Below are 25,854 nucleotides of genomic sequence, written 5' to 3'. Positions count from 1 at the left end.
GACCGGTGCAGCTCGAGGAGCTGCACGCCCGCATCACCGCCGGGGACACCGAGCAACCGTGGGTGTTCACCACCACCGGGCGGGCCTACAAGCGCTGGTGCGCCGAGCATCCCGAGCGGGCAGAGCAGGCCCGCACGGCCCGCAAGGCCTCCCAGGTGCGCTACGGAAAGCCCCGGTTTGCCACCCGCTACGGCTCGGTGGATGGGCGCGGGTTTTCGGGCCTGTTCTCGGGGCGTATGTCGGTGATGTCGGCGCCCGCGGCCTCGCAGACCTCCACCAACTTCGGATGTGGGTTCAACCCGTGGGTGGTGGGCGCGATTGCCCCGGCGGTGGGGGTGCCGCTGGGCGTGCACGTCCTGACCGGCCAGGACGTCTCCGGTGACGTCCTGTCGTGGTTCAAGGCCGGGATCATCGGCAATCCGTCCGCGTTCGTGCTTGCGTTGCCGGGGCTGGGCAAATCCACGTTGATCCGGAAGCAGTTCATCGGCGCGATTGCCCAAGGGCATGTGCCGATCGTGGCCGGCGACCTCAAGGGCGAGTACGTCGCGGTGACCGAGGCGATGGTCACCCCGGCAGGAAAACGCGGGCAGGTGATCCGGCTCGGCCACGGCCACGGCCACCTCAACCCGCTGGCGGCCGGTGCCCTCGGGGAGGCGATCCCGATCATGGAGGCCCGCTTGGCCCAACTTCACGCTCGGGGGCAGGACGATGAGAAGTTGCGAGAGGCGATCACCGAGACCAAGGAGTCGGTGCACTCGAGGCAGGTGACGATGGTGGTGGCGCTGGCTGAGCTGATCCGCGGCACCCCGCTGGCCGATTTCGAGGGGCTGGTCATCTCGACTTCGCTGCGCCGGATGCGTGAGGACGGATTGTTCTCGTTCGCCTCCCCGCCGCTGCTGCGCGACCTCGTGAACTTCATCCGCGAGGGCAACACCGATCTGACTCGGGCCTTGTTCGCTGGCGGCGCGGACGAGTACCGGCACACCGTGCGTGCGCTCGTGCAGACGTTGGAGTCGCTGACCGACGGGGTGATGGGGCAGGTGTTCGCCGAGCACACCACCACCAAGATCGACCTCAATGCCCCAGCGATCTGCATCGACGTCTCAGCGATCGCCCGCGGGGACCAGAAACTCAAAGCCGGAGTGTTGCTCTCGTGCTGGTCCGATGCCTACGGGGCGATGGAAGCCGCGCACGTGCTGGCCGATCATGACCTCGCGCCGCAGCGCTACTTCCTGGCGATCCTCGACGAGATGTGGGCAACCCTGAGCGCCGGGGCGGGCATGGTCCAGCGAGTGAACGAACTGACGAGACTCAATCGCCAAGATGGCACCGGCTTGTTGATGATTACCCACACTGGGCGCGACCTGGAGGCGCTGCCGAACGAAGTCGATGTGAAGACGGCGATGGGGTTCATCGAGCGGGCCGGGATGGTCATCTGCGGCGGGCTACCTGCCGGGGAGCTGGACCGGCTGGCGGGAGTTCTTCAGTTCTCCGCCGCTGAGGCGTCGATGATCACCGCCTGGTCCAAGGGCGCCCCGATCGAGCGCACCGCCACCCGGCAGCACCAGAAAGCGCCGCTAGGCCGGGGCAAGTTCATGCTCAAGCCCTCGAAGGACGGCTCGGCTGGCATCCCTATCCAGGTGGAGCTCACCGACACCGAGAAGCGCACCAACATCCACGACACGAACGTGCGCCTGCGGGAGTATCTCGACGGCCACCGCAGACCTGAGGCGGCAATCGCATGAACACCTCCCCGTATGACAGCGACTTTCGCGACCAGGTCGTCGCCCGGTTCGTTGAGCTCGAACCCCGGTTCCCCTCGACCTCGGCTGCGGCCGAAGCCGTCGCCCGGGAGTTCGAGATCAGCCGAGACTCGGTGCGCCGCTGGTCGGTGGCTGCCGGTGTGTGGCAAGCCCACAACTCGGGCACCTTGCGGGCGCTGCAAGCCGAGGTCGACTCCCTGCGTGCGCAGTTAGGTAAGTGAGTAACCGATGCGTGCGGGCAAACTCGCCGTGGGCGTGATCATCGGCTTCATTCTGTTCACGTTGATGGTCGTGGTGATCTTGTCCCCGTCCGGTGAGGACCCCTGCCGCCCCGACGGCGGGGTTGCCGGCGGCGGTGGAGTACCGGCCGGTGAGCTGAGCTTGCCGCTCGCCGAGGGCGATTACACCGTGTCCTCGACCTACAAGAGCGCCGACCGTCCCGGACACCGGGGCATCGACCTCGCCGCCGCCGACGGCACCCCGATGTACGCGATGGCCGGCGGCGTCGTCACCGCTGCCGGACCGGCCTCCGGGTTTGGCAACTGGATCGTCATCGACCACACCATCGACGGTGCGCCCTACTCCACGGTGTACGGGCATATGTGGGACGACGGTGTGGCCGTCAAGGTCGGCGACACCGTCACCGCCGGTCAGCACATCGGCGAGGTCGGCAACAACGGCCAGTCCACCGGCGCCCACCTGCACTTCGAGGTGTGGCAGGGCGGGCGCCTGACCGGTGGGAGCGAGACCGATCCGCAGCCGTGGCTCGACCGGGCCGCGAACCCGGGCTCGGGAGGCAGTGAGCCGCCCGCCGAAGAGCCAACGACCTCCCGTCAGCCACCTCCGCCCTCGGCCGGGGAGATGCCCGATTCGGACAAGATCGCCTCCAAGGAGAACTTGCAGGTCGACTCGATCCGGGTGGCCCGTGCCGTAGCGCAGCGCTTCCCCGAGGTGCAGTCCATCGGCGGATGGCGGCCGGTCGATGCCTATCCAGACCACCCGTCGGGCCGAGCGGTGGACATCATGATCCCGGATTACGAGTCCACCGAGGGCCGTGAGCTGGGCAACCGGATCAAGAACTACCTAATGGCGCACAAGGACGAGTTCAACATCGACTATCTGATCTGGCGGCAGATGTATATCCCGGCGCAGGGTCAGCCCAACGAGATGGAGGACCGGGGCACTCCGACTGAGAACCACTTCGACCACGTGCACGTGACCACCGACGGCGGTGGGATGCCCACGGCGGGCCAAAAGTACGGATCGGCCCCCACGGGCGGGGACAACGACTCATCAGAGTCCGCGGGCGGGACCGCCGCTGCCGACTGCGCCCCGGATTTCGATGACCGGAGCCTGAACACCGGCGAGATTCCGGAGGAGCTGCGCCAGTGGATAGCCCTGGGCGGCAAGGTCTGCCGCGAAGTCGATTCCCCGCTGTTGGCCGGGCTGCTCTACCACGAGTCGGCCGGGTTCCAGGCAAAGGCTGTGTCTCCGGTGGGTGCGCAGGGATATGCGCAGGCGATGCCCGCAACGTGGGCGTCCCGAGGGGCCAAGGTCGACGGGAACGGCCAGGTTGCCGGTCCACCAGGTTCCGGCTCTCCCTCAGACCCCGCAGACGCAACGATGTTCGCGGCCCGCTACCTGTGCGAGATCGCCGAGGGCCAACGCGCTGGGATCGCCGACGGCACCCTGTCCGGCGATCCTCAGGCGCTGATGCTGGCCGGCTACAACGCCGGCCCCGGCGCCGTGCAGCAGTACGGGGGCGTTCCGCCGTACGCCGAGACCCAGAAGTACGTCCAGATCGTGCCGGCCGAGGCCGAACGGTTCGCTGCCGCGTGAACGCGGCCACCAAGAAGAGGGAGCACCGATGATGCGATCGAGAATCGCCCTGGTCACCGCGCTGGTCGTTGCGGCCATTGTCGTGGCCGTGGCTGTTGCCGTGGCCCTGGGGCGCAGCGACGAGCCGGGCACTGATGCCCACGCCCACTTCGACCCGATCACCACCGCCGACGAAGTCGCGGTGGCGGTCATGGCGGGGGTGCATACCTGGACTCCGGCACAGCAGCAGTCGCCATGGGATGCGTTGCACGCGGTCTCTGACCGGCTGACCGGCCAGATGGCCGACGCCGCGGCCACCCGGCCTGACCCGGACCCCACGCCACGCCAGTGGGCCGCTTGGGCGCGGTCGGGTGATCGGGTCATCGGTGCCACCGCGCCTGCAGGCGATCAGGCCGAGGTTCCCTCAGGCGCCACCGAGGCCACCCGCGTGGTCGAGGTACGCCAGAAAGTGCTGCACCCGGACGGGGCGACGACACCGCTGGAGCAGATCACCGTGGCCGTCGAGCTCGAGCTCGTGGGCCAGCAGTGGAAGGTCGCGAGCTACCAGTACCAATCCGTCGGCACCAAGTAGATCCACACCAGGACAGGAAGGCCCATGATGGCTGGCAAGGACGTAGCAAGGAACACCAACACTCGCGAGCCCGGACCGGCGATCGTGTTGGCGACGATGGGGATCGCTGCGGTCGCGGTGCTCGGGGTGTGGGGCTCGGTGGTGCTTGGGGAGAAGATCACCGACACCGGCCAGGACGTTCCCGGGAACCCGGTGGTCGCGGTGATCGACCTGGTCCAGGGGCAGGTCCAGTGGTCCACGGGCGCCACGATCGTGGCCGCGCTCTTCGGGCTGGTGGTGGTCTCGGTGGTGATGATCGCCGCCAGTCTGCTCGGTCGCCGCCACGCCGGGCGCACCCGCGTGGACCAGGTGACCAAGAACCTCGCCGGCCGCGCGGACGTGCAGTCGCTGTCTCGAAAGGCCGCGATCAAAGCCAGCCGGGACCGGGGCGAATCCGTCGACGTACCGGGGATCTACATCGGCAAGGAAGTTGCCACCGGCACCGACCTGTGGGGCGGATGGGAGGACCTGCACCTGGACCTGTGGGGACCGCGCCAGGGCAAGACCACCAGCCGGATCATCCCGATGATCCTGCGGGCACCCGGTATCTGCATCTCGACCTCGTGCAAGCGGGACGTCATCGACGCCACGATCGGCGTGCGCTCGGAAAAGGGGCGGGTGTGGGTCCTGGACCCCCAGGACAAAGCCGTCGGCCTGGACACCTCACGGTGGTATTTCGACCCGCTGGACTTCGTGCGCCGCGACCAGTGGTGGGACGGCAACGCCGAAGAGCTGGCCGAGATCTTCAATGCCGCCACCTCCAAGGGGCAGGCCGGTAGCGACCCCAACGCCTATTTCTACTCCCAGGCTGTCGACCTGCTCGCCGCTCTGTTTCTGGCCGCCGCGATCAAGCAGCGCCCCATCACCGATGTGTACGCGTGGGTGTCGGACATGGAGGACCCCACGCCACGCCAGATTCTCGCGGCCAGCGAATGGGTACCGCAAGCCGCCGACCTGGCCAGCAAGTACGCCGCCGAACCACGTACCCGCTCCAACGTGTTCTCGGCCGCCAAGAACATGATTTCGTGTTTGGGTCGCCGGCAGATCGTACGGTGGCTCACCCGTCAGGCCGGTGCGGAACGCTTCGACCCGGACGCCTTCGCCGCCTCGGCCGGTGACACTCTCTATCTGGTCTCCGACGAGGAGAACCCGGTAGCCCGCCCGTTGACCTCGATCCTGACTGTCGCAGTGTTCAAGGCACTGGTCGATCGCGCGGACCAGTGCGAGCGCTCCCGCCTGCCAGTCCCTGTCACCGCCGCCCTGGACGAAATCGCCAACATCGTGCGCTGGCCGCGCCTGCCGGACTACTACTCGACGTTCGGTTCTCGCGGCATCATCTGCGACACGGTCCTCCAGTCCTACGCCCAAGGCGTGGAGCTGTGGGGCGATCAGGGCATGAAGAAGCTGTGGTCCGCCGCGTCCATCGTGGTTGTCGGGCCGGGGCAGAAGGACGACCGCTTCCTCGGAGAGCTGGCCAACCTCATCGGCACGCACACCGAGCAGCAACGCTCGACCTCGCGCTCCGCTGGACAGGGGGGCCGATCGGTGTCGACGCAGACGGTGGAGAAGCAGATCATCAACGTCGCCGAACTGGCGGCACTCCCGCGCGGCCGCATGATCGTCCTGGCCACCGGACGGCGCCCGATCCTGGCGCGGATGATCCGCTGGGACGACCAGAACCTCCCCACGCCCGAAAAGGAGAAAAGCAGCCATGAGTAAAGCCCTGGACGAGATCATCCTCAAGGCGTTCAGTCCGGCGTTGGCATCGGTGGCCGAGCACGCAGTGCCGGCTGCGGCAAAAAGGGCGCTGGCCACTAAAGGGATGCAAGACCTGCTCACCGCGAAGATCGAGCACGAAGTGCGCCGCTTCGCGGAAAACGAGATGGGGATACCCCCCAAGCTGGCCTATGCCGATGAGTTCGAGTTCTTCGACAAATACCTGACCCCGGCATACGAGACCGGCGGTGCCAGCCAGGAAATGGGGTGGTGCGCCCAGTGGTTCGAACACCGCTCGGTACGCGTGCGTATCCGCGCCATGTGGCAGCGCTACGAGGTTCTCGCCCGCACCGATCCGGGCAGCTGCGACGAGAAGTTTCTGCGAGAAGTGGGCGATCACCACATGGACCGCCTGATCGGGGAGCGGTCCCCGATGTTCGCCTGCCAAGTCAAGCACCAGCCGAGCAAGATCCTCAAAACCGCTGCGATCGAACACTCCACCGACGCCGAAGGAGAACTGCCGTGAGCTCACACCCCAGTGATGCCCTGATGGCCAAGCTGATCCGACACGCTCGCACCACCGCCGCACACACCCCGCCACCCACACGCACTCGCGCGTTGGGGGAGCACGGTCTGCGCCAATGCTCAGCGGGGCGCCTGGTCGTCGAGGCCGCGCACTGCGACGCAGGCGTCAGCGACAGCGTCGGACAGAGTCGCCGTGAGACGGTGGCCGCCGAGCTGGAGCGCCGCCGGATGACCGATGCCGCCGAGGCAGCTCGCGCCCAGGCCCACGACGATCGGGCACGCGCAGAACGCGAACGTGAGGACGCCTGGGCCCAGACCCGCCGTCACGATGGTCCCGCTCCCGACTTCGCCACCCTGGCGATTGTTGCGGCCACCACCGCCACGATGAGCGAGCACCAGCTGGCCACCGTGATCGACGCGGCGGTAGGGAATGAACCCGGTCTGAGCCCTGCCGACAGCGCAGAGCTCAGAGGCGAGCGTCGCGTGGGACTCTCACCCTCGCAGGTGGCCGAGGAGTTGGCCGCAGCTGGCGCGAGCACCGCGGCAGTCAAGGGACTTCCCGACACGGGCGTACACGACATCTCGCCCGCCACGCTTGTCGCGCAGAGCAGTGAGAGTGCTTCCGCCGAGTCCGTCTCCCCGTCTATTGCGGTGGAGGTGGATACCTCACCCGAGGTCGGGTGAGGTCTCCGGTCGGGACGAGGGCGAGCCTCCTCGTTCGTCAGGGCCGTTGCCCGCATCGCGGGCAGCGGCCCTTTCGGCGTCCCGGCCGGCCCGGTACGAGGCGGCCAAATCCTCCTGAGTGATCGTCATACTCGGCGTGACGAGCTGGGCTAGGTCCACCTCGCCGTCCGGGGCAGCACTCGGGCTCGCCGTGACGAACTGGGTCAGGTCCAGCTCGCCGCTCGGGGCGGGCTCATCGTCCGTGGTGGGTTCGTCCTGCGACCTGGTGAGTTGCTGGTGGGTGTTGAGCAGCCACACATGCAGTTCGGTGTCGGTCGCCGGAGCAAGCGGGGGCAGGGACGGTAGATCGTCGGGTGCTCCGGTCACGTGACGGAGCCGGGAGGCGATGAGTGCACCGGGGGCGGTGGCGCTGTCGAGCTTGTCGGTGATCTCTATCCAGTGGTCGCGGGGATCGTGGCCGGCCTTAGCCGCGGCGGTCCACGCCGATTCCAGGACGGAGTACTGCCCGCTGCCGGCCTCGACGGCGTGGGCGCGGGGCAGAGCATCGAGATAGTCGGGCAGGGTCGCGGCGGTGAACGCCGCTGCCGCGAGGTCCACCCCATGCCGGTACAGGCTCTCCAGGCGTGCGGGGTCGGTGGCCGCCTCCAGCTCCGTCCGCAGAGTTTCTGTCGCGGTCTGGTGCCGGGTGTCGCGGCCCAACACGGTGGCCAGCACCTCCAACGCTTCGGGGGCGTCTCGGTCGCCTGCGGAGTGCATGTGGGCGTCCTCGGCGAACGGATCCACGACGGTCTCGCACACGGCGTAGGCGCGGTTCTCGTGGCGGCCTCGGGTCATGGCCACGTACAGCCCAGCCCGGTCCACGGAGGCATCGACCACGGCGTGGGTGGTGTCGACGGTGGAGCCTTGGGCGCGGTGGATCGTGGAGGCGTAGCCGAGGTGGACGTTGCGGCGGGCGTAGTCGGCGGGGATGAGCTGCGCATCGCCGGTGTTGCGGTCGACCACCGTCAGATCGCCGCCGTCGGTGAGGCCGGTGACGGTGAACATCTGGCCGTTGATGACCCGACCCAGGGCGCGCCGGTCTTCGGTGAAGAGCAGCTGGTTCTTGCGGGCGATGACCACATCACCGACCCCGACCGCATCGCCGCGAGCGACACTGATCTCGCGGCTGGTGTCCACCACTCCGGCGGCGATCCGGTCCGCGCGGATGATCTCGTTCATGGTGTCGACGTCGGCGTTGCGGGAGGCGATGATCAGGCTCTTGCGGCCCTCTGCGGTGTCGGCGAGGTAGGCCTCGACGGCGTCGGTGAGCATCTGCTCCCGGTGCCCACCGCGCACCCATCCACGCCCGGAGTACAGGTCGAGGGCGTCGGTGTCGCCGTCGCGCAGGGCGAGGGTGGCGGCGGCCTGGTCGGTGTCTTTGCCGGTGCGCATGACCTGGTCGAGTTGGACCGTTCCCGGGGTGCGGGCGACCTCACCGAACAGCCCGCCGGTCTCCACGGCGGCGAGTTGTTTATGGTCGCCGATCAGCCGCACCACGGCCCCGGACTGCTGGGCGATCTCGGTCAGCGCCGCCAGGTTTTCGGTTGAGGACATTCCCGCTTCGTCGACCAGGAGCATGTCGCCGGGGCGGATCTTGGTCGGTAGCGCGGACAGGGTTTTGCCCGGTTGGCTGGGGTGCAATCCGCGCCATGTGAAGGTCAGCGAGTCGATGGTGTGACAGTCCACGCCGATCTCCTCGGCCAGCACGCTCGCGGCGGCGGCAGAGGGTGCCAGACCGATCACGGTGCGGCCGGTCTCGCGCCACGCGGAGGCGACCACGGCCATTGCGGTGGACTTGCCGGTGCCGGCCGGTCCGACCCCAGCGGCGACCAGAGTGCCGGCGTTGACCATGTGCCGCGCCAGGGCTGCTTGCCCCTCGTTGAGTGCCCACCCGTTGTCCTGCTCGTGACGGGCCAGAGCGTCGTCGATGACCTGTTGGCCGGCGAACACCGCGACCGGGGTGGTGGCCGCATCGAGGGTGGTTTGCTCGGCGTCCAGGACGGCGCGGGTGGTGAACTTCTCCGCGTTGGCGCGGGCGTCGATGGCGGCCCCTGAGGCGGTTGTCAGCGCCTCCGGCAGGGGAAGAACTTCCCCCGGCGTAAGGCAGATGACCTGCTCGCTCATGGCACGCTCCATGACCTGATCGTGCGCCGCAGCACGGTCTGAATCGGAGGCGAACCGGAACCCTTTGAGCACCGTCGACACCGCGGTATCGACGTGCGAGCGACGGAACTGCGCCCGCTTGGTTGTCACCGCGCCGATCGCCTGGGCGGCCACCTCGCGGGCATGGGTGTCGGCGTCGAACACCGGCCGCGCTTGGCTCTCGTGGGCGTGCGCGCGCACCTCGGTCAGGAGCCCCTCGACCTTCTCGGCGCCGACGGCCTCGACGGCAGTTGCCCGCCATGCGGCGCGGTGCTCGGCCAACGACTGGGCGGGCTTCTTCGCGTCGCGGGTGTCCAGGATGGCTTTCTGCCACAGGGCGTAGCCGGCCCGCTGGGAGGGCTGGCGCCCGTGGTCTTCGAAGTACTGCGCGACCAGCTGCTCGTACACCGGCCGGGCCAATGCACGACGGGAGGAGAACCGCTCGATCAGCGACCGGTCGATACCCTTGATCTCCCACACCGGGGCCTTGTCCGGGGTCGGGTGGTGGGCGTCGAACTCCACACCCATCTCGCGGGCGAGGCGGTCGTGCAGTGCGGTGTCATACCGTGCGGAGATTGCCTGGTGCATCTGGAAGATCGCCTGCCCATCGAGGGACTTCCACGTCCCGTCGGGGGCCTGGACTTTGTTGGCGAGCAGCACGTGCGAGTGCAGGTCCGGGTCCCCACCTCGGGTGTCGAAGTGGGTGAACTCGCTAGCGAGAATCCCCTTGGTCTTCACCTGCTCGATCCCGCCCGCACCCCGGCGGGTGTAGATCGCATTGACTTCGGCCCAGGCCAGCGCTTCGGCCACGGCTTCGTGATGAATCGCGGCGATCCTCATGGCCGTCTGCTCGTCGGCTAGCGCCCACAGGACGCTGACACTTTTCACCGGGGAGAACGTGAAATCGAACCCGGACACTGCCTGCTGCACGCTGTCGCGTTCGCGGTTCACCCACGCGATGACATCGGCGCCGGAGGCGTGGTCGTAGCCGCCCTGCTCCAGGTAGAACGGTCGCCCGATCTGCTCGGCCATAACCGCCCGGTCACTGGTAGTGGGCAGACGATTGTTTTCCTGGCGGAACTGCTTCTCGGCGGCGGCGAGTGCCACCAGGACCGGCTTGTCTCCGGTGTAGGTGGGCAACGCTCGACCGAGTTTGCATCCGGCCAGTGCGGTACCGGCTGCGAGCATCTCGTCGGTGTCCGGGTGCAGACCTTCGCCGTACAGCGCGGCCATCTGCGACTCGGTCACCTCTGCCCGGCTCTGCACCGTAGGGGAGGCAAGACCGTCGAGCCCGGAGCCGATCCATCTGCCCGGTGGGGTGCCCTTGGCGGCGTAGTAGTCCGATAGGGATTGCCCCGACTCTCGGGGGCCGTCATGGGTGGCGACAGAGCGCAGCAGGTACTGGTATCCAGTCCCGGCGTGCACCGCCCTGAGGCTCATCATGGCCCCCAGCCTATGGGCCAGAAATGCCCGCGTCCACGGACGTGGGCGGCCCCGCCGTCGGCGGGGCTCTGACCAGGCATTTCCCCCCACCACTTGGAGTGCATACTGTGTGTAGCTGTTTGGTCGAGTGGTAGCGAGTGTTGGGTCTGGCCGCGGCGGTGGCTGCTTTTTTGCGGCCAGAAGGAACGAAACGGTGGTCGGGCGGGGGAGTGGTTGGTGCTCGTGGGTGTCGTAGGGGTGCTCTAGGGTTTGGGCCATGGTTGCTACGAAGACTGATTCGCGTTTCCAGACCGCGCGGGCCCGTGCCCGCCAGGCGATGGCTGACGAGCTCGAGCGGGCACGCAAGCGCGAGTCCAAGCTTGTGGCGGTGTTCTCCGCGATCGACGCCCGCGCCGACGCCGAGGCCGCCCTGGGGGAGGCACTGATCGAGCTCAAGGACCTCGGTGTCGCCCAGTCCGATCTGGCCGAGATGACCGGACTGTCCGCCCGCGAGGTCGGCGCCGCGATCCGCGCCGCGAAGGACCGCACCGCCACCGGGGACTCCACGCCGGAGACCACTGACGAGCAGGCGTCGGACACGACATCGGACCACAACGGTGACCAGTCACACTGACCTGCACGACAGCCGCGCGGGCGTCGAGGTCCCCCTGCCGGGCCTGGAATTGATCGCGCCGGCTCCCGTCCCGGCTGGCGCGGCGCGGCGGTCGCGTCCCTATAGCGCGACCCTGCCGCCCACTCAGGCGGCAATCGACGCGTTCTGGTCCCGCGTGGTCAAAGCACCCGGGGACCGGTGCTGGTTTCTCATCTCAGCGATCAGCGGTGTCGACGGGTACACGCGCCTGACGTGGAGATCAGGCGGGGTTAGCCGCACCGAGTCCGGGCACCGATTCGCGCTCCTGCTCGCCGGCCAACTGGCCGATGGCGTGGTGGCCGAACACCGCTGCAACGAACCCCTGTGCGTGCGTGTCGACCCGGGGCATGTCGTCGCCTCCACCCAGTCAGCAAACCTGCGCTACGCCGTCGCGTGTGGTCGCACCGGAGCCATCCGCAACCCCGACCAACACACCAACCGCCACGCCCGGTCCCTAGCCGTGCGAGACGCACTCGCCTCCGGCTGGGACGCGCGCGCGTACTCCCGCGCCTGTGGCAACGCCGCGCCCCCCAACACGCCGCCGCTGTTCTAGAGCTTGGGAGTACAGTCGTCCCCGAGAGATGGCCTCGCCGGGTGGCGGGGCCATCTGTCGTTGGCGGACCGGTCAGGATGTGTCAGCAGGCCACTGTTTGTCGACGTTGGCGGCGCAGCTGCCAGTACCGCGGGATCGTCCACCGCAGCGGGGTCTTGTCGATCACCACCAGGGCCAGCCTCGACCGGTAGTGCACGTCGTTGCGCACCGCGAACGACCAATGACCCACGAACCACGCCAACAGCCCCAGCGCCGCGACCGTCGGCGCCCACGTACGGCCTTGCAGCACACCGAGCAGCCCAATCAATGCGCAGAACCCACCGGCCCCACGCGCGAGGCGGAGGCACGGCCAAGGCGCCGCCAGCGACCACCGCGGTAGCCTGCAGCGCCGTGGTCAGATCCCACATCAGGACTCCCCCTTGCCGCCCGTCTGCTCGCAGCAGAGCACCCATTCGTGGGCGCGGCTCGGGCCGACCTGTTTTCGGTCGACCTACTGTCAGTGTGACTTCTCCCCCCGACAGTCAGTGCCCCACGTGCCCTGGCGAGCTCCGCTAGGACTCGCCCGGCTGGTCCGGCGTGCGGGCGGCCTCGCGCAGCGAGTCCAGGACCTCCCGCAGTGTGTCTGAGGTTGCCTCCGCCCGGACCCGTGCCCGGTCGGACTCCTCGGCCTTGGTGCGTGCGACGGCGGCGTCCTGGCGCGTTTCCTCGAGCTGGCCGCGCAGCTGCTCGAGCTCGTCGCGCATTCCCTCGAGCTCGCCGAGTGCTCGGTCGCGGGATGCGACCGCCTCGTCACGCTCTGCGGCAGCCTGCTCGGCCGCCTCCAGGGCGTGGGCCTCACCCGCGCGAGCAGCATCGAGCGCCACCGCCGTGGCCTCGTCCGCCTGCTCCGCGGCCCGCTTCCACGCCACAGCCCACACCGAAGCCACCATCGCCGACATCGCCTCCGACAAATCCGGCGCCGCCGGCACATCCCCGGCCGCCCCGCCGGCATGCTCGCGCATCCACGCGGCCACCTCGCCGATCCGCACCCCCGCTTCGCGCTGCACGGCCCGCACGGTGACCTTCTCGCCCCGCGCGAGGAGCACCCCATAGGCGCGAGCAATCTTCTCCGACGTCGACATGACAGTCCCTCCGATTCAGTCAGACGGTAACGGGTGATTGGTAACCGGTAACGTTTCCAGTTACCGACGTTACCGCAGCACGCGTTTGGCGGGTAGTCCAGGCGAGGCGTGTCGCGGCGACCGTGGGGAATGGGTGTCCGTCGGTGCGGACACCTTCGGCGACGAGCCAGATGGGGCCGCTGGGCGCCGGCCGGGGGCGCGCGGCGAGTGGGGGCTGAGGCTATCGGGCGGTGAGGTTGTAGATGTCCAGCACGGCTGCCAATGCGGCATTGTCGGCCGGCGGCGCGACCGGTTGGCCCGGGCCTGCGTCCAGAGCCCCGGCGACGTCGTCGCGCAGCCACACCGCCCAGCAGGACCAGTGCGTGCCGTGCTTGGAGAAGTAGTGGATGCCCAGCGCTCGCAGGCCGCCGGCGAGGGGGGCGGCTGCCAGCGTGGCGGCCAGTTCAGTCGTCAGATGACGGTCCCCGCTTCGCGTCTGCGCCACGGTGATCTCGTCGATCCCTCGCTCCCACAGTGACAGCGGGATATGCGAGGCCAGGTAGGTGATGGTGCGTGCGTGTTCGATCTCCACGAACCATCCCGATGCCGGCAGTGCCACCGTGTACAGGCGGTGGGCGTACAACCAGTGGATGTCGACCACGCCGGGTGGCCGAACCCCCAGATCGTTCCAGTCGCGTGCGATCAGAGCGTAGAGATCATCGGCGCCCGGATTATCGAGATACTCCTGCGCCTGGTAGGGGCCGCCGACCTTTAACGCGCCCAGCAACTCGCCGTACGCGCCCTCGGCGCTACTGGCGCAATAGATGGTCTGCTCGCCGGGCAGATCGAAACGGTTACGGCTGCACTTCCACTTGGCGTTGCGGTCACTTGTCAGGTTCAGTCTGTTCGGTGCTCGGATCTGGATCTTCTTCCGCCACAACATCACCTTTTGTGGGGAGAGCTGAGTCGTCGAGTTGGTCAGGCAGATTCGTCCCGAGGACCGCACTGTTCAGCTGCTCACTCCAGTTCGTCCCGAGGACCGCACTGTTCAGCTGCTCACTCCAGTTCGTCCCGAGGACCGCACTGTTCAGCTGCTCACTCCAGTTCGTCCCGAGGACCGCACTGTTCAGCTGCTCACTCCAGTTCGTCCCGAGGACGGCACTGTTCAGATGCTCACGGGAGTTTTGACCAACGATGAGGTTGTTCAGCTGGTCAATCACTTGGGCGGATGCGTCAGCGCGTTCCCAGGCGCGGAGCTGCGGATCGTCGGCCTTCGTCTGGATGGATTCAACCGTCAAGGCAGACACGTGGCTGTCGGCGGTGAGATCAATACGACCAGACAGGAGGAGCGGTTTTCTCTCCACCGCAACATCACCCGATCTTCTGGTGACCTCGATGGTGGCCTTGACCTCGCAGGTGAACCGGGCTGTCCAAGCGCCGGCTGCTCGTTTCGCGGCCTCGGAGAGACGCACAGCGTCACTTGCGCGTATGGATGCCGTCACCATCGCGGTCGTCGTGTCCAGGGGAAGTGCGGCAGAGCGGGGGTCGACTGGCGTGGAGAAGAGAGCCAGCGTCATGTGGTGATCAAGTTCGTTCTGATCGACAGTGCCCCACAACGCATCACGGTCCGCGGTCGAGAGCGGTGAAAACGTCGAGAGAAGGTGCTGCTCCAGTCGACTCAAGCTGCGTGCGTAGAGCACCCGACCCGCCAGGCCCATCTCGTCCAGCTCAGGCGCCAATTCGGAGTGCCAGTCCAACGGATACTCCGCTGTATCCCGGGAGTCCTTAATGTCTGGCTTCGCGCCGAAGTCCGAGTAGTTGTTGCTGACAAACCACACGTCACACTCGGGATGCTTCTCGGCGACATCAAGCACGGTGAGCCAAATCAGGGTGTCCCGATAGCCGTCTTTTGCGTGCCCATCATCCGGCTTTCCGGCGATGCCGTACGGCGCCCGACGCTCGGAAGCCCTGCGTGCAATGCCCAGGTGGTCGATCGTGGCCGGCAGCGGGACGATCTCGGCCCCCAGCTCGTCGATCCGGCTCCGGAGCGAGACCTCGTAGTCGGCGTCACGGTTGTCGGCCGCAGCGAGTATCGCCTGCAATTCCTCACGCATGCCGAAGCCGTGGATCCAACCGGCGAGTTGCTCCAGCCGAGTCCTCTCTGGCCGCCAGTTCCGGCGGACGACGTTCACGGTCTCCATCAGGACAACCTCGGGCACCACGAAACGGAGCCGCCAATCGTCGACGCGTGCGTGGAGATCCGCCCACTCGTCTGAATTCAGGAATGGGCTTTTCGTCAGGATGTTGGTGTCCAGGACAATGATCGACTTGCTCACCGGGGCGCCTCCCATTTCCTTGGATGTGCGAGGTCGACTTGTCGGCCACCAGCCTGGCGTAGATGCCCTCGTTGTCGAGCTTCAAGATCACCCTCAGGGCGTGTCGCATTGAACGATCCTCTAGAGCGACGCCTGGCTGCGATAGTGGCCGCTGCTCGGCCCTTGAGGGGGCGGGCAAGGCGGGTCGACTTACTCATCGGTGTCGATTTGTCGAGCTATGAAGGCGGCCATGCCCGGCACCGTGAAGCTGATCCGCCCGTGTTCGGGGGAGTAGACGATTCCTTTGCGGATCGCTGCGGCGCGGAGCGGCCCAGCTGTGCTCTGGGCGATCGACAGCGATGACGTTTTCGGCGCTGCCTCACCGGTAGCTGCGATGGATCGCAGGTACTTGCGTTCTGCGGGAGTGGCCCGGTCCCACCGGGAGGGGAAGAAGCCTTGGTCTAAGAGCGCGGTCCCGGACTCAATGGCCAGCTCAGCATCCGCGAGCTGGAACGGTGTCCCGGCCGCCACCTCCCACAACGCCGACCCGAACTCCTGAAGGAAGTACGGATACCCCTCGGCGGCGTCGACGAGCGTCTCCAAGGCCTCAGAGGTGTACTGACCCCCAACCGCTGCAGCTGGGTCAACCAGGGCCTGCCGCGCAGCCTCCTCATCCAAGGGGCCAATCCTGCGATAGAGGAACAGGCGCTCTGCATATGACCTGGAATCCGCCAAAAACGCCGGCAGGTTGGGCAGACCCGCACCGATGACATAAAACGGCCAGCCCTCTTGGCTCGCTCGATGCTGCGCCACGATTAACGCTGCCGTCAGGTCGGACTCGAGATCCTGCATCTCGTCAACGAACACCGCCAGCGCAACCCCCTTGGATCGGACCAGTCCACTGGACGCTTCGACAATCTCCTCGATGTCGAACAGCGTGTCCTCGGCTGACCGCGGCGTGGGCGCTCCAACGGACACACCCGCGACCGACAGCGACGAACCCTCGATGAGGGTCATCACGCCGTCAGCAGCCTGCTTCAGTGCATGTCGCTTGCTGAACTTCCGCAGCCCGCTACGCAGTCCGGTCGCCAGTTGCTTGTGGTTGACGCGTGCGCCTGTCTCCGAGTTCTGCGCCTCCAACCGGACAGTGAACCACCCATGGCGCTCAGCGTGCGCCCGCAGATGATTCAACAGCGCCGTTTTGCCCACACCCCGAAGCCCACTAAGGATCATGCCCCGGTCGTAGTGACGCGCCTTCGCCCGCGCGACCAGCAGATCGAAGGCCTCAATCTCCCGATCCCGACCCTGCAAGGAGTGGGGCTTGCGCCCAGACCCGGGCGTATAGGGGTTGAGGGCGGGATCCATGACCGAACTATACCAACTTGTACCGACCTATAGCGTTTTCGCTATAGATCGGTAGTTTCCACTTCAAGGGTGGGTTGAGGCGCAACCGGGTCGAGAGGGATCGAGTGTTCGTCCTGCGAGAAGGCGCCATCGAGAAGCCCAGAGTTCGCCATTCTCTCCATGTACCGCTCGGAGAACTGCTGACCAAGCCAGACCACTGCTTGCTGAGTCTGGTCCGGGAACAGCCAAGTCGCGACAAGGATGGCAGGGGCGATGAAGAGGCGCTTCCATCGTCGAGGCATCAAATCCCTGCCTATCTCAATTGCATCGAGGGGGTTCACCTGTCGCAGCATTGCAGACAGCTCCGACATGACCTGAGCCTGAACACCACGCGAGGAGTGCCGAACAGCGTGGTACTCAGGTACGCAGCTGGACTCGAGGCACCAACTCGCCGATGAATGTGGTCCGGCCCGACCGGTTCGAGTGGTGCATACTGTCACCCTGGATTGACAGCATTAAAGAATGGGGAGTTCATGGCGCAGCAGTTTCAGGTGCGGTACATCGACGATATCGATGGGGCCGACTTAGGCGACAAGCCGAACGCCATTTCGTTCGCTTTTGAGGGTAAGGAATACTCCATCGACCTCAGCGACGCGAACGCTGAGGCGTTCCGGGCCGCCGTGGCTCCGTACATCGAGGCCGGCCACCGGGTGACTGGCAGCAAGACCAAAACTGCGCGCAAAGCCACGGCCAAGACGGCGTCCGGTGACACAAAAGCGATTCGCGAATGGGCCCGCACCAATGGCTACGACGTCTCCGATCGCGGGCGCATCCCCGCTGACGTGATGGAAGCGTACGCAGCAGCCAACTAGGCGTCAAAGCAGGAACGGCGCACCGTAAAAATGCTTCTGCCAGCAAGTCTAAGAGTGCCGATAATTGTCGTTATGTAAAGTACGGCTGCAGCGTGCATGCTTTCGGGCGCTCGCCCACCGCTCAAACTTCGGTAGCGCCGGCCTAGGCAATGGAGAGTATCGCTGCACTCCCCGGGATTTTGCGCGCGCGTAAGCACGACGCGTCGCCGCGTGCAAAGCTCCCTCTCTCGGCATCCACGACGCCACCGCCTAAGCCAACGACACCCGGGCCGCTCGGCGCGTCCACCGATTACGGTTATCCGAGAATCCGTAGGTCGCCTCGAGGAGCCGCATGTCAAGCACGCCGGACAACGACGTGGACTCGACTCGCGCCGACGATTCGCCGCTCCCACTCGATTCGGCGTTTGACGAGTACATGACCTACAAGTCGGACGTCTCAGAGGCCACCGCGAAGGCATACCGCAACGACTACGTGAACCTGCGCGGACTCATCGCCCGCAATCTGGGCGTCGAACCACGCGACCTGACCGTCGAACATCTCCGCGACAAGACGGTGCTGTGGGCGGCGTTCGGCTCTCAGTTCAAGGACCGGCCCACGTCCTCTCGCCAGCGAGCCTGGTCGACGTGGAATGGGCTGTGCGAGTTCATGGTCAACCAGGATTACCTGTCGACTAACCCGATGCGGTCTGTGCGAAAGCGCAGCTCCGGGACCCCTCCCCCTCCCCCCGAGTCGATCGAGGGACCGGATGTCTTCCGCTTGCTTGCGCAGCTGGCAATGCCCGACGAGGACGACCCCAACACATGGCGCGAACGCGACCTCGCGCTCGTGCTGTCCGGCCTGCTGTTGGGCCTACGTACGGGCGACATGATCAGCATGGACATCGGAGATTTCACTGCCCGCCACGACCAGCCCGGCGCCATGACGGTCCAACTGCCCGGTAAGGGTTCCAAGTACCGGCACGCCACCGCCGAGCCGGAGCTGACTCGAATCCTGGAGAAGTACCTCATCAGCAGGGCCAAGAGGTTTCCCGACACGGTCCCGGACGGGCGGCGCAAGAAGCGCAACCCTTGGCGACGGTTCGACCCGGAACAGCCCCTGTTCGTCGGTTCAGACGGACAGCGCATCACCCGCGGCGCGATCCAGTACCGAGTCAAGCGGGCCTACTCTCGCGCCGGCATCACGCCCACGCCTGGGGCCAACACGCACCGCCTGCGCCACACCTTCGCCATCCAACTCGCGGAAAGTGGTGTCCCGGTGCGCGCCCTGATGGCGCTGCTGGGGCACAGTTCCATGGCCCGCACCCAGAGGTACCTAGAAGCGTCCCGTGTGGCCACCCGCGAGGCCGCCCAATCCAATCCCATCTACGCGGCAATCCCACCCCGGAGCTAGGCCTTTTCGAGCAGGAGCTGCGGGATCCACGCATGCGGGTGGCGCGCGCGTACTCGCACGAGCGTGACGATGGGGTGCAGGCGATCGGGGTGACGATTCAGCGGGACGATCGCGCGATCCAGGCGGTCACAGCGATCTTCGCAGCCGACCACACCGGCAAGCTGTTCTCTCTGTCATCGGATGCGCGGCAGATGTCGCGGTTGCCAGACGGTCGAGAGACGCTGCGGATGACCCCGGTCGACGATGAGGCGCAGATAGTGAACTCGTGCCTGCGGGACCAGTGACACACGGCGGGCAGCACGCCCGTTCCGTCACCGTGACGTTAGGGCAGGTCAGCGGGGGGACTTGACGTGCTGCCACCTCTGCTGGGGGCTCGTCGCCGCGCTCGCACCACTCCAGTTCGGAGGCCGGCATGTCGCCCGTCAGAGTGTCGGCCGGTTCAACAACCCCGTCAGGGACAGGGTCGGAGTCGGCAGTGGGGGCTTCGATCTCGCCGCGTCGAGTTAGCGCCCGCCAAAGCCGCAGCCACGGGGTTATGCTTCTTCTTATTCTTCTGCCCAGCTGAGCACGCGCGGGGCCGAGGGAACTCTACGCAGACGATCAGCCTTCGCCTTCTCGCAGTTCTCGCCCGGGCCCACGCCTTAACGCTCGGCCGCCAAGGAGTAACCCACTATGACCATCCCGCCGCTAACTCCCCAAAATCAAGCCGCCTACCGGAAGACGAAAAATCCACACCTACGGCTAGCAATCCTTGCCACCGATTTCCGCAAATCAAAAGAGGTGAAGGAGCTCGACGAGCTTCATCGCGCGACGATGCAGAAAGAACGCATTGCAGCCTGGTTTCCAGCGCTTCTCACGGTACCGAACTTTGGCCGTTACCGGAAGGCGCCCACAAGGGCGGTGCATGTCGACCGCAGCAGAATCGAATTCTACCCAATTTTCCTTCACCCTGCCGCCTGGATACTTTTCAGAAAACTTTTCAACATCGCGTTCCTCATAGCAATCGTGGCCCTTGTCGACGCGCTGCTAAACCGAGTAGTTTGGTACGTGTTCAACGGGATGGACGAACGCTACGCACTGACGGCCATGTTCGTCCTCGAGGGCCGCATGGGCCCGTATCGAATCCATTCTGGCGAGTGGTCAATTATCGCAGGACCATTTGCGGCATTAACTCACAATGAATTCTTAACGACGTTTAGTCACTTTGCCTATTCGCCCATAACCTTGTTGTCCGCGGCGATTATTGGAATATTGTGGTCCGATAGAACGTTCGTCATCGTAGCTTTCTGGGCGCTTGTGATGATCCCGACCGCCTGGCTAGCCGAACTCGGTGTTATCCCCTCGTTCCGGGCATGGCTACTCTTAAGCGCGCTCACAGCATGTATCGGCACAACAGTCACCATGATACGGTGCCGCCGATTTCTCCGACTGCATAACGCTGCTCGAGAAGTATTCAATTCAAAGTACTGGCCATACATTCGTAAGCTGAGTCGGGAAGCAAGGAAGGATGACCGCGCCAACGCGCGACCTTACCGTTCGAGGAATCACATATGCGTAGGCCATCCGGACTATTTCGACATTGTGAACGGGCGCCTCACGTATGACGAACTGTTTGAACGACACCTAAGATCGCTCGGTAAACCCGGAGCATTTCTCGAAAATGACGCGAATCCTCACCGTTCGAACAATCATGGCAGCGTTGGCCATCCGGACTACCTCGATTACTTGGGGGAGCGCCACGCCTATGACGAGTTGTTTGATCGACGGACAGATTCGATCAGCGACGCCAGAGCATTCCGCAAAGCCGAGAAAGAGCTGAACGAAAGTGGCTTCAGTAGCGTGTCCGGCCGCTTCATCGGCACACAGTCTCCATTAAGTCCCACGCTGGCGGAGCTTATCGAAAATCACCGCTTCTCCCGCACAACGCCCGCCCAGCTGGCGAGTGCTGCCGGAATAACACTCGACGAGGCCACTCAGGTCCTCGAGGCGAACAGCATACGGACTCTGGACCCTGGACTACATAAGTTATACGAAGCGTTTCGCCGCAGTTAGGGTAGCGCTGCGCCGACCGGGTCGACGCACGCCAGGTCCGATCGGCCACCTTTCCAGCTTTTACGTTAACGCCGATCACTTATCTTATGACAAGTTGCCGGGTTGTAGCTCCCCCGAACCCAACCCCTCTCCAACCGCATCCCACACCTGTCGACGCGACAACCTTGCCTGAGGCGTATCGGCGTTGCCGCACTCAAATTCGACCACCGACTGGTCGAACTGGAGGCCACAGCGGCAGTCCTCGGCTGACCGTCTCACCTACATTTTCGGGCCATGCGGGCTCTCTCGTGGAGCGTTGAGCGTTTGCTCTCGTACTACCGTCTCTGCCGTTACGAGGGAGGGGGTTCCAGGTCCGTTCGGGTTCACTGCCCTGCCGTTGGAACCGGGTCCGGGTCGGTTTCTTTGGCCTGCAGGAGTCGGCCGATAACGAACCATGCGAGCAGTACTGCGAGGATGACGAGCACGGCGTTGGACAGTATCCCGCTCCATTGCTCGAGTGCAGGTTTGATCGCCGGGCCGAATACGTACCCCATCCCTATCCAGATGGCGTTCCATGCCCCGGAACCGATCACCGTGTAGGCGGTGAAGTTCAGAAATGGCATTCGTTCGATGCCTGCGGGGATCGAGACGAATGAGCGAACGAGTGGGACACAGCGACCCACGAGCACGGCGACCCCTCCCCATTGGCGGAAGAATGTCTCCGCTTTGTCGAAGTCCTCGAAGTCCAGCAGTGGGATGCTCCCGACAAGGCGGCGTGTCCGGTCTCGTCCGAGCGCCGCCCCGATGGCGTACCAGATCCAGGCACCGAGTAGCGCGCCGACCGTGGCGGCGGCCCAGGCGATCCAGAAGTTCATCCGCCCCTCGTAGGCGAGGAATCCCGCGACAGGAAGCACCGCCTCGGACGGGATCGGGGGGAGGAAGGTCTCCAACAAGATCGCCAGACCGACCCCGGTCTCTCCCAGGATCTCCATAAGGTTCAAGACCCAGCCGATGAACCCGCTGTACCCCTCGGTCGGATCGGTGGTTGCGGTCGGGGCTGCAAGAAAGGCCACCATCTACTGTCCTTTCTGCGTGTCGCGGGGGGCCGCCGCGGGTTCGATGGGGGGTGTTTGTTCGTCCGACGATGGGGAGGGGGGCCGCGTGCCTGTACGGCCGGGCCCTTGGGAGAGGAGATGCCTGAGGATGTCGGAGATGCTGATCACCCCGATGAACTGGCCCTGGTCTGTCACCGCCGCCAGCTGTTCACTGCGTTCGCGGGCCTGGCCCAGCGCCTCGTACACCGGTGTGTGAGTGTCGAACACCATCGACGAGCGCGCGAACTGGCGGGCCGGTGCGGCGGCAGGTTCCATCAACGTGTCCCGGACGTGGACCACCTGCGGGGTGGGTGAGGCGTCCTCTTGCAGCAGGACCCGCATGTGGCCCGTGCGTGCTGCTGCCTGTTGGACCTGGTCCACCGTGGCCGCGGCCGGTACCGCGGTGGGAGCTGTCGAGGTATCGACGAGGTTCCCGATGGTGAGCTGGTCCAGCCCGAGTGCACCCGATAGCGGTGAGCTGAACGAATCATCGAGCGCCCCTGCCGCTGTTGAGTGTTCGACGAGCTGACGGATGGTGTCGGCGTCCTGGCCACCCACGGCGGCTCGTTCGACGGGTGTGACGCCACTGGCGGATACCAGACGGTTGGCCACAGCGTTGACCCACCGCAGTAGCGGGCGGAACACCCAGATGAACCCCCGGGAGGGCAGGCCGATGAACTTGGCGGCGAACTCCGGGTGTGCGATCGCCCACGACTTCGGTGCCATCTCACCCACCACCAGATGCAGGAAGGTCACCAGGAGCAATGACAATCCGAATGCCACACCGCCGGCCAGCTGCTCCGGCGCGCCCCACGAGGTGAAGGTCGGGCCAAGCCAGGAGTCCACGGCGGGTTTGGTGACCGCGCCGAGGGCGAACGTGCAGGCTGTGATGCCCAATTGGGCGCCGGCGAGCATGATGGTCAACTCGTTCATCCCGCGCAGGGCGGCGCGGGCCGACGCACTGGTTGCTGCATCCTTTTCCAGCCGGTGCTGACGCGCGCCCATGAGCGCGAATTCGATCACGACGAAGAATGCACTCAACACGATGAGCGCCACAGTGACTGCTACCACGATCAACGGGTTGTCCATCACTGCACCTGGCCCTTCTTAGGCGCATCGTCTTCATCGACATCGAGCGAACCGGGGTCGCCGAGGTCGACAAGTCGGATCCGCAGTTCGCTGGGCACCAACCGCTCCACCTCGAGGACCTCAATGTCCACGACCATCTCCCGCGGGTGGTCCGCGACCAGTTCGCGGGCCTCGATCGGCAGCTCGACGCGCACCGTCTGCCCCACCTCGGGCAGATGCCCGTGAGCGGCGATCACCAGACCTGCCATGGTCTCGTAGTCCCCCTCGGGCAGCGTGTGCTCCAAGGCGCGCTCGGCCTCATCGACGTGGACGTCGCCGTCCATCCGCCAACAATTCTCCGCCTCGACAGCGATCACCGAATCCTGCTCGACATCGCGCTCGTCGGTCAGCTCACCGATCAGCTCCTCGGCGAGATCCTCGATGGTGATCACACCGGCAAACCCCCCGTACTCATCGACCACCGCGGCGAGCTGGGCATCGGCTTCAGTCAAGCTGGACAGCGCGTCCGGAAGCGACATCAACTCCGGGACCACCACCGGTGGGCGCATGAGTTGCGTGACCGGCGCATCAGGAGCCACAGTCGAGGCGAGCACATCCGCCAGCTGGACCACTCCCACCGGTTCCTGCTCGTCGTTGACCACCGGGTAACGGGTATGACCCGTGGACATCAGCTCACGCACCTGCCCGACAGTGGTCGTCGGCGAAACCACACTGGTCTGCGGCCTGGGCACCATCGCGTGTTCGACCGTCCGGTCCGGAAAGTCCAGAATCCTGTCGATCAGCACCGACAGGCTCTCTGGAAGAGTGCCACTATCCCGGGCATCCGCGACGATGCGTTCAAGATCCTCTGCCGTAGCCGTGGTGTCGAGATCGTGCACTGGCTTGACCCCAACTGCTCGGAGCAACAGATCGGCCGACCGGTCGAAGACCACGATGAGCCAACCGAACACCGTGAGGTACACCGTCGTCGACCGCGCCAGGCCACGCGCCAGCGGCTCCGGGCTGGCCAGCGCCAAGTTTTTGGGATAGAGCTCGCCGAAGATCATCTGCACCACCGTCGCGGCGACCAACGCCAACACAGTCCCCACCGACACACCGACCGCAGCCGGTACCCCGGCCCCGCCCAACAGGGCCCCCAGCGATTGACCAACCAGAGGCTCGGCCACAAACCCCACCAGCAGGCCGGTAACAGTGATGCCCAACTGGGCCCCCGAGAGCATGAACGAGGTCCGCTGGGTCACCTTGAGCGCGCGCTGCGCCGAGGCGTCCCCCGCTTCCGCTCGCGCCTTGAGCCTGTTCCTGTCCACCGACATGTAGGCGAACTCTTGAGCCACGAAGTAACCATTCGCCGCGATGATCGCCAAAATCACCAGCACACCCAGCAACAACAGCAGAAAAGTCGCACCCATCAGAACGCTCTCCCACCCGAGCACCGATCACGGTGCCACGACCCAAGATCTCGCAGTGAAACCAACCAGAGACAACTCGGGCCCGGGTCGTCAGACGACCCGGGCCTTCCGCAAGAAGTACCCATCAGGGGATTTCGCACTCTCCGAATCTGTGATAGACGAACTCGTCGACTCCGAGTATTGCGCATACCCCTCGCCTCGGCCACCCAGCCCACCAGCCGAACCGACGCCCCGGTGGTCGCCACCACTAACATCCACCCCCCGGGGCTAATCACCGGGTGAGCCCGGGCGAAGCGGGTCGACCAGACCCGAAAACCCCTTCTCGTGAACCGGAGGCAGACAAAAGGCAGTCTCAGGCTTGACCGCTTGCAGGTATTGTTCGCTCACCGGACTGCGCGATGGGAGGCCCCATGCCCGAGGACTATCCCGCCGGTACGGCGTACCGCAATGGCGCCGGGATCACGTCCCTAGTTGCTGGCATCGTCGCCGCGCTGGCGTCCCTCGTGCCCTTCATCGGCGGCGCCATCACCATCGCCGCCGCCATAGTTGCCCTCGTATCCGGATGGATCAGCCTCAAGCTCGTGGACCAAGGCGAGGCATCCAATCGTCGTGACGCTGTCATCGGCACCAGCCTCGCTCTCGGAGCCCTATTTGTGGCGTTCGTGATCTTCGCCGCGACCCACAGCGCCGTATAGAACGAGGTACCCCGTCGGACCGGGCTGGACCACCGCACTGACCGGGCGGGTTACCGGACCAGCCCCGTCTGTCCTGCCGTCATGTCGAGAGTGACTCAGGCGCCAGCAGGACTGTTCGACACCGAGGGTCTAGGTCAGTTCTGCGAAGCGTTCGGTGTCGCGCACCTTGCCGGAGACGATGATGGTGTCTCCCGGGTGCAGGATCGTGTCGGCGGCGGCGTAGGTGAAGCCCTCCCCGGGACGCTTGATCGCCACCACGGTCACGCCGTGGTCCGTGCGGATCGTGCTCTCGCCGAGACTGCGACCCGTCGCGAACGCCGGGGCGGTCGTCTTGACCATGGCGAACCCGTCATCGAACTCGATGTAGTCGATCATCCGGCCGCGGACCAGGTGGGCCACCCGCTTGCCCATGTCGTGTTCCGGCCGTACGACATGATGCACACCGATCTGCGTGAGGATCTTGGCGTGGGAGTTGCTGATCGCCTTGGCCCACACGTTGGCCACGCCCATATTGATCAGGGCCGAGGCGGTCAGCAGGCTGGCCTCGAGGTCGGAGCCGATCCCCACCAC

At 65.8% G+C, this 25,854-nt stretch carries 25 protein-coding genes; 14 read left to right on the top strand and 11 right to left on the bottom strand.

Features of this window, described 5'->3' with window-relative positions:
* The first annotated feature begins 5 nt into the window (after nucleotides 1-5).
* The 7 genes from G6R20_RS17440 to G6R20_RS17410 are packed head-to-tail and all read left to right on the top strand — an operon-like array spanning nucleotide 6 to nucleotide 7,137.
* Nucleotides 6-1,745, top strand: a complete 1,740-nt coding sequence (locus G6R20_RS17440) for an ATP/GTP-binding protein (protein ID WP_240341553.1) — start codon at nucleotides 6-8, stop codon at nucleotides 1,743-1,745.
* A complete protein-coding gene (locus tag G6R20_RS17435) occupies nucleotides 1,742-1,984 on the top strand; it encodes a hypothetical protein (RefSeq protein WP_156607420.1) in 243 nt (80 codons plus the stop codon). Before G6R20_RS17440 ends, G6R20_RS17435 begins: the two co-directional genes overlap by 4 nt.
* Nucleotides 1,985-1,991: 7 nt before the next feature.
* On the top strand, nucleotides 1,992-3,602 hold the full coding sequence (locus G6R20_RS17430) for a peptidoglycan DD-metalloendopeptidase family protein (RefSeq protein ID WP_163377153.1): 1,611 nt from the start codon (nucleotides 1,992-1,994) through the stop codon (nucleotides 3,600-3,602).
* 28 nt (nucleotides 3,603-3,630) lie between these two features.
* Nucleotides 3,631-4,173: a hypothetical protein gene (locus tag G6R20_RS17425; RefSeq protein ID WP_163377152.1), complete on the top strand. Its 543-nt coding sequence runs from the start codon at nucleotides 3,631-3,633 to the stop codon at nucleotides 4,171-4,173.
* A 24-nt stretch (nucleotides 4,174-4,197) separates the two neighbouring features.
* Nucleotides 4,198-5,931, top strand: a complete 1,734-nt coding sequence (locus tag G6R20_RS17420) for a type IV secretory system conjugative DNA transfer family protein (protein WP_163377151.1) — start codon at nucleotides 4,198-4,200, stop codon at nucleotides 5,929-5,931.
* On the top strand, nucleotides 5,924-6,454 hold the full coding sequence (locus tag G6R20_RS17415; RefSeq protein ID WP_163377150.1) for a DUF4913 domain-containing protein: 531 nt from the start codon (nucleotides 5,924-5,926) through the stop codon (nucleotides 6,452-6,454). Before G6R20_RS17420 ends, G6R20_RS17415 begins: the two co-directional genes overlap by 8 nt.
* On the top strand, nucleotides 6,451-7,137 hold the full coding sequence (locus G6R20_RS17410) for a hypothetical protein (RefSeq protein ID WP_163377149.1): 687 nt from the start codon (nucleotides 6,451-6,453) through the stop codon (nucleotides 7,135-7,137). Before G6R20_RS17415 ends, G6R20_RS17410 begins: the two co-directional genes overlap by 4 nt.
* Here the strand turns inward: G6R20_RS17410 and mobF are convergent.
* A complete protein-coding gene (gene mobF / locus G6R20_RS17405) occupies nucleotides 7,120-10,761 on the bottom strand; it encodes a MobF family relaxase (protein WP_240341552.1) in 3,642 nt (1,213 codons plus the stop codon). The genes G6R20_RS17410 and mobF overlap by 18 nt on opposite strands.
* Nucleotides 10,762-11,017: 256 nt before the next feature.
* On the opposite strand from mobF, the gene G6R20_RS17400 reads away from it, so the two are divergent.
* Entirely contained in the window at nucleotides 11,018-11,374 is a 357-nt protein-coding gene (locus tag G6R20_RS17400) for a hypothetical protein (protein WP_240341551.1), read from the top strand.
* The gene (locus G6R20_RS17395) at nucleotides 11,358-11,945 is read left to right on the top strand and encodes a hypothetical protein (protein ID WP_240341550.1); all 588 of its coding nucleotides are present in this window, start codon (nucleotides 11,358-11,360) and stop codon (nucleotides 11,943-11,945) included. The genes G6R20_RS17400 and G6R20_RS17395 overlap by 17 nt, the downstream gene beginning before the upstream one ends.
* 82 nt (nucleotides 11,946-12,027) lie before the next feature.
* Here G6R20_RS17395 and G6R20_RS18930 read toward each other — a convergent pair whose 3' ends face one another.
* From G6R20_RS18930 to G6R20_RS17365, 6 genes are all read right to left on the bottom strand, one after another.
* A complete protein-coding gene (locus tag G6R20_RS18930; RefSeq protein ID WP_240341549.1) occupies nucleotides 12,028-12,234 on the bottom strand; it encodes a hypothetical protein in 207 nt (68 codons plus the stop codon).
* 262 nt (nucleotides 12,235-12,496) lie between these two features.
* Complete coding sequence (locus G6R20_RS17385) at nucleotides 12,497-13,066, bottom strand: hypothetical protein (protein WP_163377148.1); 570 nt, start codon at nucleotides 13,064-13,066, stop codon at nucleotides 12,497-12,499.
* Nucleotides 13,067-13,286: 220 nt separating this feature from the next.
* Nucleotides 13,287-13,988 (bottom strand): hypothetical protein, encoded by a 702-nt coding sequence (locus tag G6R20_RS17380; RefSeq protein ID WP_163377147.1) that lies wholly within the window; start codon nucleotides 13,986-13,988, stop codon nucleotides 13,287-13,289.
* Nucleotides 13,930-15,381 (bottom strand): PIN domain-containing protein, encoded by a 1,452-nt coding sequence (locus G6R20_RS17375; protein WP_163377146.1) that lies wholly within the window; start codon nucleotides 15,379-15,381, stop codon nucleotides 13,930-13,932. The genes G6R20_RS17380 and G6R20_RS17375 overlap by 59 nt, the downstream gene beginning before the upstream one ends.
* A 189-nt stretch (nucleotides 15,382-15,570) precedes the next feature.
* Nucleotides 15,571-16,725: an ATP-binding protein gene (locus G6R20_RS17370; protein ID WP_163377145.1), complete on the bottom strand. Its 1,155-nt coding sequence runs from the start codon at nucleotides 16,723-16,725 to the stop codon at nucleotides 15,571-15,573.
* A gap of 41 nt (nucleotides 16,726-16,766) precedes the next feature.
* A complete protein-coding gene (locus tag G6R20_RS17365) occupies nucleotides 16,767-17,045 on the bottom strand; it encodes a hypothetical protein (protein ID WP_163377144.1) in 279 nt (92 codons plus the stop codon).
* Between the two features lie 192 nt (nucleotides 17,046-17,237).
* On the opposite strand from G6R20_RS17365, the gene G6R20_RS17360 reads away from it, so the two are divergent.
* The 4 genes from G6R20_RS17360 (at nucleotide 17,238) to G6R20_RS17345 (ending at nucleotide 21,018) form a co-directional block, all read left to right on the top strand.
* Nucleotides 17,238-17,576: an Lsr2 family protein gene (locus G6R20_RS17360; RefSeq protein WP_163377143.1), complete on the top strand. Its 339-nt coding sequence runs from the start codon at nucleotides 17,238-17,240 to the stop codon at nucleotides 17,574-17,576.
* Nucleotides 17,577-17,907: 331 nt separating this feature from the next.
* Nucleotides 17,908-18,966, top strand: coding sequence for a tyrosine-type recombinase/integrase (locus tag G6R20_RS17355; RefSeq protein ID WP_163377142.1), 1,059 nt, complete (start codon nucleotides 17,908-17,910; stop codon nucleotides 18,964-18,966).
* A 32-nt stretch (nucleotides 18,967-18,998) separates the two neighbouring features.
* Entirely contained in the window at nucleotides 18,999-19,250 is a 252-nt protein-coding gene (locus G6R20_RS17350) for a hypothetical protein (RefSeq protein ID WP_163377141.1), read from the top strand.
* Nucleotides 19,251-19,638: 388 nt separating this feature from the next.
* Nucleotides 19,639-21,018 (top strand): hypothetical protein, encoded by a 1,380-nt coding sequence (locus tag G6R20_RS17345; protein ID WP_163377140.1) that lies wholly within the window; start codon nucleotides 19,639-19,641, stop codon nucleotides 21,016-21,018.
* A 362-nt stretch (nucleotides 21,019-21,380) separates the two neighbouring features.
* On the opposite strand, the gene G6R20_RS17340 is transcribed toward G6R20_RS17345, so the two are convergent.
* Genes G6R20_RS17340 through G6R20_RS17330 form a run of 3 tightly spaced genes read right to left on the bottom strand, consistent with a single transcriptional unit; the run spans nucleotide 21,381 to nucleotide 24,589 of the window.
* Nucleotides 21,381-22,073 (bottom strand): DedA family protein, encoded by a 693-nt coding sequence (locus G6R20_RS17340; protein ID WP_163377139.1) that lies wholly within the window; start codon nucleotides 22,071-22,073, stop codon nucleotides 21,381-21,383.
* Nucleotides 22,074-23,180, bottom strand: a complete 1,107-nt coding sequence (locus tag G6R20_RS17335) for a CNNM domain-containing protein (protein ID WP_163377138.1) — start codon at nucleotides 23,178-23,180, stop codon at nucleotides 22,074-22,076.
* The gene (locus G6R20_RS17330; protein ID WP_163377137.1) at nucleotides 23,180-24,589 is read right to left on the bottom strand and encodes a hemolysin family protein; all 1,410 of its coding nucleotides are present in this window, start codon (nucleotides 24,587-24,589) and stop codon (nucleotides 23,180-23,182) included. Before G6R20_RS17330 ends, G6R20_RS17335 begins: the two co-directional genes overlap by 1 nt.
* Nucleotides 24,590-24,999: 410 nt before the next feature.
* Between G6R20_RS17330 and G6R20_RS17325 the strand changes: the two genes are divergently transcribed.
* Nucleotides 25,000-25,284 (top strand): hypothetical protein, encoded by a 285-nt coding sequence (locus tag G6R20_RS17325; RefSeq protein ID WP_163377136.1) that lies wholly within the window; start codon nucleotides 25,000-25,002, stop codon nucleotides 25,282-25,284.
* A 129-nt stretch (nucleotides 25,285-25,413) separates the two neighbouring features.
* Here the strand turns inward: G6R20_RS17325 and G6R20_RS17320 are convergent.
* A partial coding sequence (locus G6R20_RS17320) for a TrkA family potassium uptake protein (RefSeq protein WP_163377135.1) occupies nucleotides 25,414-25,854 on the bottom strand: 441 nt, incomplete at its 5' end.

The organism is Dietzia sp. Alg238-R159, assembly GCF_900537145.1.
In the GTDB taxonomy this organism is placed as follows: domain Bacteria; phylum Actinomycetota; class Actinomycetes; order Mycobacteriales; family Mycobacteriaceae; genus Dietzia; species Dietzia kunjamensis.
This window is presented reverse-complemented; position numbering and strand designations above follow the sequence as displayed.

Coding starts and splice junctions, on each gene's coding strand:
- G6R20_RS17435 (WP_156607420.1), top strand. CDS start 1,742: ATGAACACCTCCCCGTATGACAGCGACTTTCGCGACCAGGTCGTCGCC.
- G6R20_RS17430 (WP_163377153.1), top strand. CDS start 1,992: ATGCGTGCGGGCAAACTCGCCGTGGGCGTGATCATCGGCTTCATTCTG.
- G6R20_RS17425 (WP_163377152.1), top strand. CDS start 3,631: ATGATGCGATCGAGAATCGCCCTGGTCACCGCGCTGGTCGTTGCGGCC.
- G6R20_RS17420 (WP_163377151.1), top strand. CDS start 4,198: ATGATGGCTGGCAAGGACGTAGCAAGGAACACCAACACTCGCGAGCCC.
- G6R20_RS17415 (WP_163377150.1), top strand. CDS start 5,924: ATGAGTAAAGCCCTGGACGAGATCATCCTCAAGGCGTTCAGTCCGGCG.
- mobF (WP_240341552.1), bottom strand. CDS start 10,761: ATGATGAGCCTCAGGGCGGTGCACGCCGGGACTGGATACCAGTACCTG.
- G6R20_RS17400 (WP_240341551.1), top strand. CDS start 11,018: ATGGTTGCTACGAAGACTGATTCGCGTTTCCAGACCGCGCGGGCCCGT.
- G6R20_RS17385 (WP_163377148.1), bottom strand. CDS start 13,066: ATGTCGACGTCGGAGAAGATTGCTCGCGCCTATGGGGTGCTCCTCGCG.
- G6R20_RS17380 (WP_163377147.1), bottom strand. CDS start 13,988: ATGTTGTGGCGGAAGAAGATCCAGATCCGAGCACCGAACAGACTGAAC.
- G6R20_RS17370 (WP_163377145.1), bottom strand. CDS start 16,725: ATGGATCCCGCCCTCAACCCCTATACGCCCGGGTCTGGGCGCAAGCCC.
- G6R20_RS17360 (WP_163377143.1), top strand. CDS start 17,238: ATGGCGCAGCAGTTTCAGGTGCGGTACATCGACGATATCGATGGGGCC.
- G6R20_RS17355 (WP_163377142.1), top strand. CDS start 17,908: ATGTCAAGCACGCCGGACAACGACGTGGACTCGACTCGCGCCGACGAT.
- G6R20_RS17350 (WP_163377141.1), top strand. CDS start 18,999: ATGCGGGTGGCGCGCGCGTACTCGCACGAGCGTGACGATGGGGTGCAG.
- G6R20_RS17345 (WP_163377140.1), top strand. CDS start 19,639: ATGACCATCCCGCCGCTAACTCCCCAAAATCAAGCCGCCTACCGGAAG.
- G6R20_RS17340 (WP_163377139.1), bottom strand. CDS start 22,073: ATGGTGGCCTTTCTTGCAGCCCCGACCGCAACCACCGATCCGACCGAG.
- G6R20_RS17335 (WP_163377138.1), bottom strand. CDS start 23,180: ATGGACAACCCGTTGATCGTGGTAGCAGTCACTGTGGCGCTCATCGTG.
- G6R20_RS17330 (WP_163377137.1), bottom strand. CDS start 24,589: ATGGGTGCGACTTTTCTGCTGTTGTTGCTGGGTGTGCTGGTGATTTTG.
- G6R20_RS17325 (WP_163377136.1), top strand. CDS start 25,000: ATGCCCGAGGACTATCCCGCCGGTACGGCGTACCGCAATGGCGCCGGG.